The organism is Cupriavidus sp. 2SB (genome assembly GCF_005503625.1).
Classification (GTDB): Bacteria; Pseudomonadota; Gammaproteobacteria; order Burkholderiales; family Burkholderiaceae; genus Cupriavidus.
Genome location: NZ_SCMX01000083.1, coordinates 20,632 through 27,912 on the forward strand (window position 1 = coordinate 20,632; position 7,281 = coordinate 27,912).

At 66.5% G+C, this 7,281-nt stretch carries 8 protein-coding genes; all 8 read left to right on the top strand.

Annotated elements, in window-relative coordinates; all coding sequences use genetic code 11:
- Positions 1-32 precede the first annotated feature (32 nt).
- From FFS21_RS26965 to cobA, 8 genes are read left to right on the top strand one after another with little or no spacing between them, the layout of a single operon-like run.
- The gene (locus tag FFS21_RS26965) at positions 33-356 is read left to right on the top strand and encodes a c-type cytochrome (protein WP_249359683.1); all 324 of its coding nucleotides are present in this window, start codon (positions 33-35) and stop codon (positions 354-356) included.
- The gene (locus FFS21_RS26970) at positions 356-1,534 is read left to right on the top strand and encodes a cytochrome D1 domain-containing protein (protein WP_137927767.1); all 1,179 of its coding nucleotides are present in this window, start codon (positions 356-358) and stop codon (positions 1,532-1,534) included. The genes FFS21_RS26965 and FFS21_RS26970 overlap by 1 nt, the downstream gene beginning before the upstream one ends.
- A gap of 5 nt (positions 1,535-1,539) precedes the next feature.
- Positions 1,540-2,523, top strand: coding sequence for a siroheme decarboxylase subunit beta (ahbB, locus tag FFS21_RS26975; RefSeq protein ID WP_137927760.1), 984 nt, complete (start codon positions 1,540-1,542; stop codon positions 2,521-2,523).
- Entirely contained in the window at positions 2,520-3,002 is a 483-nt protein-coding gene (locus tag FFS21_RS26980) for an Lrp/AsnC family transcriptional regulator (protein ID WP_137927761.1), read from the top strand. Before ahbB (FFS21_RS26975) ends, FFS21_RS26980 begins: the two co-directional genes overlap by 4 nt.
- Positions 3,003-3,012: 10 nt before the next feature.
- Positions 3,013-3,579 carry a siroheme decarboxylase subunit beta gene (gene ahbB, locus FFS21_RS26985; RefSeq protein ID WP_160473014.1) on the top strand — a complete coding sequence of 189 codons (567 nt, stop codon included), beginning with the start codon at positions 3,013-3,015 and terminating at the stop codon, positions 3,577-3,579.
- Positions 3,572-4,735 carry a heme d1 biosynthesis radical SAM protein NirJ gene (nirJ, locus tag FFS21_RS26990; protein WP_137927762.1) on the top strand — a complete coding sequence of 388 codons (1,164 nt, stop codon included), beginning with the start codon at positions 3,572-3,574 and terminating at the stop codon, positions 4,733-4,735. The genes ahbB (FFS21_RS26985) and nirJ overlap by 8 nt, the downstream gene beginning before the upstream one ends.
- Positions 4,732-6,210: a nitrite reductase gene (locus tag FFS21_RS26995; protein WP_137927763.1), complete on the top strand. Its 1,479-nt coding sequence runs from the start codon at positions 4,732-4,734 to the stop codon at positions 6,208-6,210. The genes nirJ and FFS21_RS26995 overlap by 4 nt, the downstream gene beginning before the upstream one ends.
- A gap of 12 nt (positions 6,211-6,222) precedes the next feature.
- Positions 6,223-7,131: a uroporphyrinogen-III C-methyltransferase gene (gene cobA / locus FFS21_RS27000; protein WP_249359681.1), complete on the top strand. Its 909-nt coding sequence runs from the start codon at positions 6,223-6,225 to the stop codon at positions 7,129-7,131.
- The last annotated feature ends 150 nt before the right edge of the window (positions 7,132-7,281 follow it).

Sequence of the window (7,281 nt, forward strand, 5' to 3'; positions counted from 1 at the left end):
TGGCACGGGGCAAGGCATCGCTCGTGCTGGCGATGGGCATGGTGTCCGTCGCCACCGCCGTACACGCCGAGCCATCGGCGGCACGGCAGGCGCAACTCGCCGGCTGGCTGCGCAATGACTGTGGCGCGTGCCACGGCATGACGCTACAGGGCGGACTCGGTTCGCCGCTGACGGCTGCGGCATTGGCCGGCAAGCCACGCGACAGCCTTGTGGCCACGGTGATGCTGGGCCGCCCCGGCACGCCCATGCCGCCCTGGCAACCGTTCATGACGCAGGAAGAAGCCCAATGGCTGATCGATCGACTCCAGGCCGGCACGCCGCCGACCCCCTCGCCCGCCACTATCTCGCACGACTGATGCGCCGAGTGGTGCTGTGGCTTGGCGCAATCTGCGTGGCCTCGGCTTGCTCGACCGCGCCGTCCGTCAACGTGCGCGGAACGGGCGACCTCGGCGTGGTAATCGAGCGCGCATCCGGACGCATCCAGATCGTGGAGACCTCCGGCATGACGCGACTCGGTACGGTGGAGGGGTTTGGCGATCTGTCGCACGCGAGCGTAGTGTTCGCACGCGATGGCCGCCACGCCTATGTGTTCGGCCGCGACGGTGGCCTGACGCGCGTCGACCTGCTCGGCATGCGCATCACGCATCGGGTCATGCAGGCGGGCAACAGCATCGGCGGCGCCATCCTGCAGAACGGTCGCGTGGTGGCCGCGCAGAACTACGCACCGGGTGGGGTCAAGCTGTTCGATGCCGCCACGCTTGCGTTGCTGGCCGATATCCCGGCGATTGGCCGCGATGGCCGGCCCTCGAAGGTGGTCGGTCTGGCCGATCTGCCCGGGCAGCGTCTCGCTGCGAGTCTTTTCGAAGCGGGCGAGATCTGGATCATCGACGCCGCCGATCCACGCAAGCCCACTGTCACGAAGCTCGCTGCCGGCAAGCAGCCCTACGATGGACTGGTAACGCCCGAGGGCCGCTGGTACCTGGCGGGCCTGTTCGGCGAGGACGGCCTGTCGCTGGTCGATCTCTGGCAGACGCCGCCGATGGCACGCAAGGTGCTGTCGGGGTATGGCCGGGGGGAGACGCCGCTGCCTGTTTACAAGATGCCGCATCTGCGCGGTTGGGCGATGGCGCAAGGGCAGGCGTGGCTGCCAGCAGTGGGGCGCCACGAACTGCTGGTGGCAGATCCGGCGCATGACTGGCGCGAAGCGGGCCGCGTGGCCGTGGCGGGGCAGCCGGTCTTCGCGATGGCGCGCCCGGACGGACGCCAGGTCTGGGTGAACTTTGCATTTCCGAAGAACGACACCGTGCAGGTGATCGACACCGTCACGCGCAGCGTGGTCAAGACACTCACGCCTTGCCGGGGCGTGCTGCACATGGAGTTCACCCCGAAGGGCGAATCGCTGTGGCTTTCGTGCCGGGACGACAACCGCGTGGAGATTTACGACACCGCCACCTTCGAACGCGTGGCGACCCTGCCGGCTGACCAGCCTTCGGGCATCTTTTTCACCGCACGCGCCCAGCGCATGGGCATGTGACCACCATGTTCGACGAGCAACGCTTTTACGACCGCCTCCAACGCGATCTGCCCATCGAGCCCAGGCCCTTCCGCAGCGCGGGGGCGACGATGGATTTGTCGGAGCACGCCGTGCTGAGCGTGCTGGCGCGCGATGTGGGCGCGGGGCGTATCAGCCGGATCGGCGCGGTCTTTGCCCCCAACGTGATCGGCACCAGCACGTTGGCCGCGTTGGCCGTGCCGCCGTCTGAACTCGAGGAGGTGGCGGCGCGCGTCAATGCCTACGGCGCGGTGAGCCACAACTACGCGCGCAGCGGTCATCGCTACAACCTCTGGTTCGTCGCGGGCGCGCGCCACCGGGCCGCGCTCGACACGCTGCTGTTGCGCATCGCCTCCGACGTGGGCCAGATGCCGCTGGATCTGCCGATGGAGCGCGAGTACCACATCGACCTGGGCTTTCCGATCTCGGGCGCGCGTTCCCGCAGGAGCCGCCGGCGCATGCAACCACCGGCGGCGACGCTCCTCGACGATGACGAATGGCGTCTTGTGGCTGCGCTTGAAACGGGCTTGCCCCTGACGCCGGAGCCGTTTCATGCATTGGCACGGCAGTGCGGGGTGCCGCTGCACAGGGTGCTGACGCGCATCGCGCAATGGCGTGCGAGCGGCGTGATCCGCCGCTTTGGCGCGATCCTCCATCACCGGCCGTTCGGCTTCCGTCACAACGCAATGTGCGCGTGGGATGTGCCCGACGATTGCGTGGACAAGGTTGGCATCCGCCTTGCCGGTGTGGCGCCGGTCAACCTCTGCTACTGCCGGACACGACGGGAGCCGGTCTGGCGCTACAACCTGTTTGCGATGGTCCACGCGCGGAGCGAGCCTGAGCTGCAGGCAGCGCTGGACCTGTTTGATCGCGAGGCAGGCATGGCGCCGATGCCCGGCGTGGTGCTGCGCAGCGGCACCTGCTACCGGCAGCGCGGCACCCGTTACAGCTGGGAGGCGACGCCGGGATGAATCCTGTCCACACGCCGGGCCGGCCGCCTGCCTGGCTCGATCCCATTGATCGCCGCATCGTCAACGCGCTGCAAAAAGGTCTGCCGCTGACACCGCACCCGTATGCCGATGCGGCCAGATCGCTGGGCATCGTCGAGGCGGAATTGCTCAAGCGGTTGCACGCGCTGCTGGCGCGCGGCGTGCTGACGCGCTTCGGACCGCTGTTCCAGATAGAACAGGCCGGCGGCCAGTTCGTGCTGTGCGCGTGCCACGCGCCCGCACATCGGCTCGAAGCAGTTATCGCCGCAATCAATGCCTTTCCGGAAGTTGCCCACCACTACGAGCGTACCCATCACCTGAATCTCTGGTTCGTGGTCGCGGTGGCAAACAAGTCCGATGTTCCGGACACGCTCGTGCGCATTGCCACTCGCGCGGACATCGACATCCTGCCATTCCCCAAGAAGCGCGAGTTCTTCGTCAACCTGTATCTACCCGTTTAGCCATCCAGCAATGCCGCAAGCGTCCCGCATCGTCCACGTTCCGAAACATACCGACTCATCCGGCCTCGCAGCCGCCCATACCTTCGACGCCATCGACCGGGCCCTGATCGCGGCCACCCAGGGTGGCCTGCCTCTCGTCGCGGAGCCCTGGCGCGTGCTGGGCGAACCGCTTGGCCTGCAGGGAGAGGAGGTGCTCGCGCGCTTTGTCGCGCTGCGCGATGCGGGTGTGCTGCGCCGGATTGCCGCCGTACCGAACCACTATGCGCTGGGATGGCGGGCCAACGGGATGACGGTGTGGAATGTGGATGACGCCCGGGCCGGGGAACTAGGCGAGCAGGTGGGCGCGCTGCCGTTTGTGAGCCACTGCTATCTGCGGCCCAGGCGTCAGCCCGGCTGGCCCTACAACCTGTTCGCGATGGTACATGCGCGGTCGCGCGAGCAGGCCATGCCGCAGGTGGAGGAAATCCGCGTGTTGCTGGGCGATGCCTGCCGCGCGCACGACGTGCTGTGGTCCACCCGCATCCTCAAGAAGACAGGCTTGCGGCTGCCGGCTTCCCGGAGGGGCAACCATGTTTAGGCTGTCCCGTTTCATGGAGGCACTGCGCGACGGCGGGCTTGTGGCACCGAGGCGCAGGGCGGCGGGTCCGGTGGTGATCTGGAATCTGGTGCGGCGCTGCAATCTCAACTGCAAGCACTGCTACTCGACCTCTGCGGATACGGATTTCAAGGGCGAACTGTCGACCGAGGAAGCGCGCGCCGTGCTGCACCAACTCAAGGCGGCGGGGGTGCCGGCACTGATCCTGTCCGGCGGCGAGCCGCTGCTGCGCCCTGACCTCTACGACATCGCCGCACAAGCCAAGCTGCTGGGCTTTCATCTGTCGCTGTCGACGAACGGGACGCTGCTCGATGATCATCACGCCACACGCCTGATGGCCTCCGGATTCGACTATGTGGGCATCAGCTTCGATGGGCTGCGCGATACGCATGATCGCTTCCGGCGCAGCGTGGGCGCGTTCGATCAGGCATTGGACGGACTGCGCGCGGCCAGGGCAGCCGGCCTGCGCGTTGGCGTACGGATGACATTGACCGAAGCCAACGCCGATGAGCTACCCGACGTGGTGGCGCTGACGGAAGGCGAGGGCATCGACAAGTTCTATCTCTCGCATTTCAACTATGCGGGGCGGGGCAGCAGCCATCGCGCCGACGATGCGCATCACGCCCACACACGAGTGGCAGTGGACTGGCTGTTCGACCATGTGTGGGAGCGAACGCTGCGCGGCGACGCTGGCGATTTCGTGACCGGTAACAACGATGCCGACGGTGTGGCGCTGCTGTACTGGATCGCGCGGCGCCAGCCAGGTCGGCTTGCCGACATGCGGCAGCGGCTGGTGAACTGGGGCGGCAACGCCACCGGCGTGGGCGTGGCGAATATCGACAATCTCGGCCGCGTGCATCCGGACACGATGTGGTGGCATGTGACGATTGGCGATGTGCGCGAGCGCGCGTTTGCCGACATCTGGAGCGATCGGGATCATCCGTTGATGCATGGACTGAATGCCACACCCCGTCCATTGGAAGGACGCTGCGCCGTGTGCCTGCATCGCGACATCTGCAATGGCAATACGCGGGTGCGTGCCTACGCAGTCAGTGGTAATCCTTGGGCGGAGGACCCGGGCTGCTACCTGCTGGATGCCGAGACCGCCGAGGCCCCCGGCGCGGAGGTGGCCGGATGAAAGCGCTTCTTGTCGGTCTTGCCTGGGTGGCCATGGCGCTCGGCGGGGCACACGCGGCGGAGACCAACGACCTCGCCGCCGTGTATCGCGCCAACTGCGCCGCTTGTCACGGTGTCGACCGGTTGGGTGCGATGGGACCGGCGCTGCTGCCCGAGAGCCTGGAGCGGCTGAAGCCCGATGCCTTGCGCGATGTACTGCGCCATGGCCGGCCCGCCACGCAGATGCAGGGGTTCGCCGGTGTGTTGTCCGAACCAGTGCTCGATCAACTGGTGTCCTGGCTGCGCACGGCGCCGGCAGCCACGCCGCACTGGGAAGCCGACGATATCCGCGCGTCGCGCACGGTGATCCACGCGTCAGGCAGCCTGCCGGGCCGGCCTGCCTTCGACACCGATCCGCTCAACCTGTTTCTCGTGGTGGAGTCCGGTAGTCATCACCTGAATGTGCTTGATGGCGACAAGCTGGAACCCATCCATCGATTCGCCACGCGCTTTGCCTTGCACGGCGGTCCGAAGTTCAGCCGCGACGGTCGCTTCGTCTTCGTAGCCAGCCGCGATGGATGGATCAGCAAGTACGACCTGTGGAATCTGACACTCGTGGCGGAAATCCGCGTCGGGCTGAATACGCGCAATGTCGCCGTCAGCGACGACGGCCAGTGGGTCATGGCCGGCAATACGCTGCCGCAGACGATGGTGCTGTTGCGTGCCGACGATCTTTCGCTCGCACGGATCTATCCCGTGGTGGGGAAGGGCGGGAGATCGTCGCGGGTGTCGGCCGTGTACGACGCCGCGCCGCGCGGGTCATTCATCGCTGCGCTACGCGATATCCCCGAGGTCTGGGAGATCCCCTATGCCACGCTGGAGCCGCGCGTCATCGCCCTGGATACCGTGCTCGACGATTTCTTCTTCGATCAGCCTTACCGGCACATCCTGGGCGCGTCTCGGGCGGGTGGCGGGCAGGTGATCGATCTCGACGCCGGGCACAAGGTCGCGGACCTCGCATTGAGCGGCATGCCGCACCTCGGCAGCGGCATCACCTGGTATCGCGGCGGCCGGGAGGTGATGGCCTCGCCCAACCTGAAAATGGGCCAGCTCAGTGTGATCGACATGGAGAGCTGGCAGACCGTGGCGACGATTCCCACTAACGGCCCGGGCTTCTTCATTCGCAGCCACGAGGCCACACCCTACGCGTGGACCGACGCGATGATGAGTCCGCGCCGCGACACCCTGCAGATCATCGACAAGCAGATGCTGAAAGTGGTGGGCACCGTGACACCGTCGCCGGGTCGTACCGCCGCGCATGTCGAATTCACGCGCGATGGCCGCTACGCGCTAGTCAGCCTGATGGAGCCCGATGGCGCCATCGTTGTCTACGACGCGGCCACGCTGCGCGAAGTCAAGCGGCTGCCGATGGACCGGCCGGTCGGCAAGTACAACGTCTTCAACAAGACCACGCGCTCTTCGGGGACGAGTCACTGAAATGGATGAACGATGATGAATGCGAGCGATATCAAGGAGCGGAACGAGGGCGGTGTCCAGCAGCCCGGAAAGGTCTGGCTCGTCGGCGTGGGACCGGGTGACCCGGAATTGGTGACGGTGAAGGCCGTTCGTGCGCTGGCCGAGGCACAGGTGTGGCTGGTGGATGATCTCGTGCCGGCCTCGATCCAGAACTACGCGAGCCCCGGCACACAGATGGTGCCCGTGGGCAAGCGCGGGGGGCGGTGCTCGGTCAGCCAGACAAGTATCCAGGCGCTGACACTGGAGCACGCACGGGCAGGACGCTGCGTGGCGCGCGTGAAAGGTGGCGATCCGCTGACATTCGGCCGCGGTGGCGAGGAAGCCGCGTTCCTGCGTGGGCATGGTATCGAGGTGGAGGTGGTCAACGGCATTAGCAGTGGCGTGGCAGCCGCGCAGTCACTGGGCATCGCACTGACCCATCGCGCACATTGCCACGGCGTGACATTTGTGACCGCCCACACGCGCGGCGATGGCGATCCGGACTGGCGCGCGCTGACCGCCAGCGGCACCACGCTCGTGATCTACATGGGGATGCTCAGGATCGCCTCGATTCGCGATGCGCTGCTACGGGCAGGCATGCGTCCTGACACGCCCGCAGCGGTGGTCATGCAGGCGAGTTGCAGCGATGAACGGCAGTGGACGGGCACGCTGCTCACGCTGGCGGACGCGATCGCAGCCGGACTCGAAAGCCCGGCCATCATCCTGATCGGCGACGTCGTGGGAACGGTGCCCGTAACGAAAGCGTCCGCGCCGGAGGTGCTGACACTGGCTGATTTGCCACCCGTGTTTTCACCGCTTCCGGCTGTTTTGCTCCCCTCTCCCACAGAGTGGGAGAGGGGTTGGGGGAGAGGGCCTGAGGCTCTGCTTGCCGACCCGTCATGATCTGAACCGCTTGCCCTCTCCCCCGCCCCTCTCCCGCGTGTACAGACCGGAGACATGGGTAACAGGTGTTCGGAGACATGGGTAACACGTGATCTGCGCGTATCACAGTACGCGCAGGTCGAGTTCCCCTATCTCAAACCGGCTGAACCA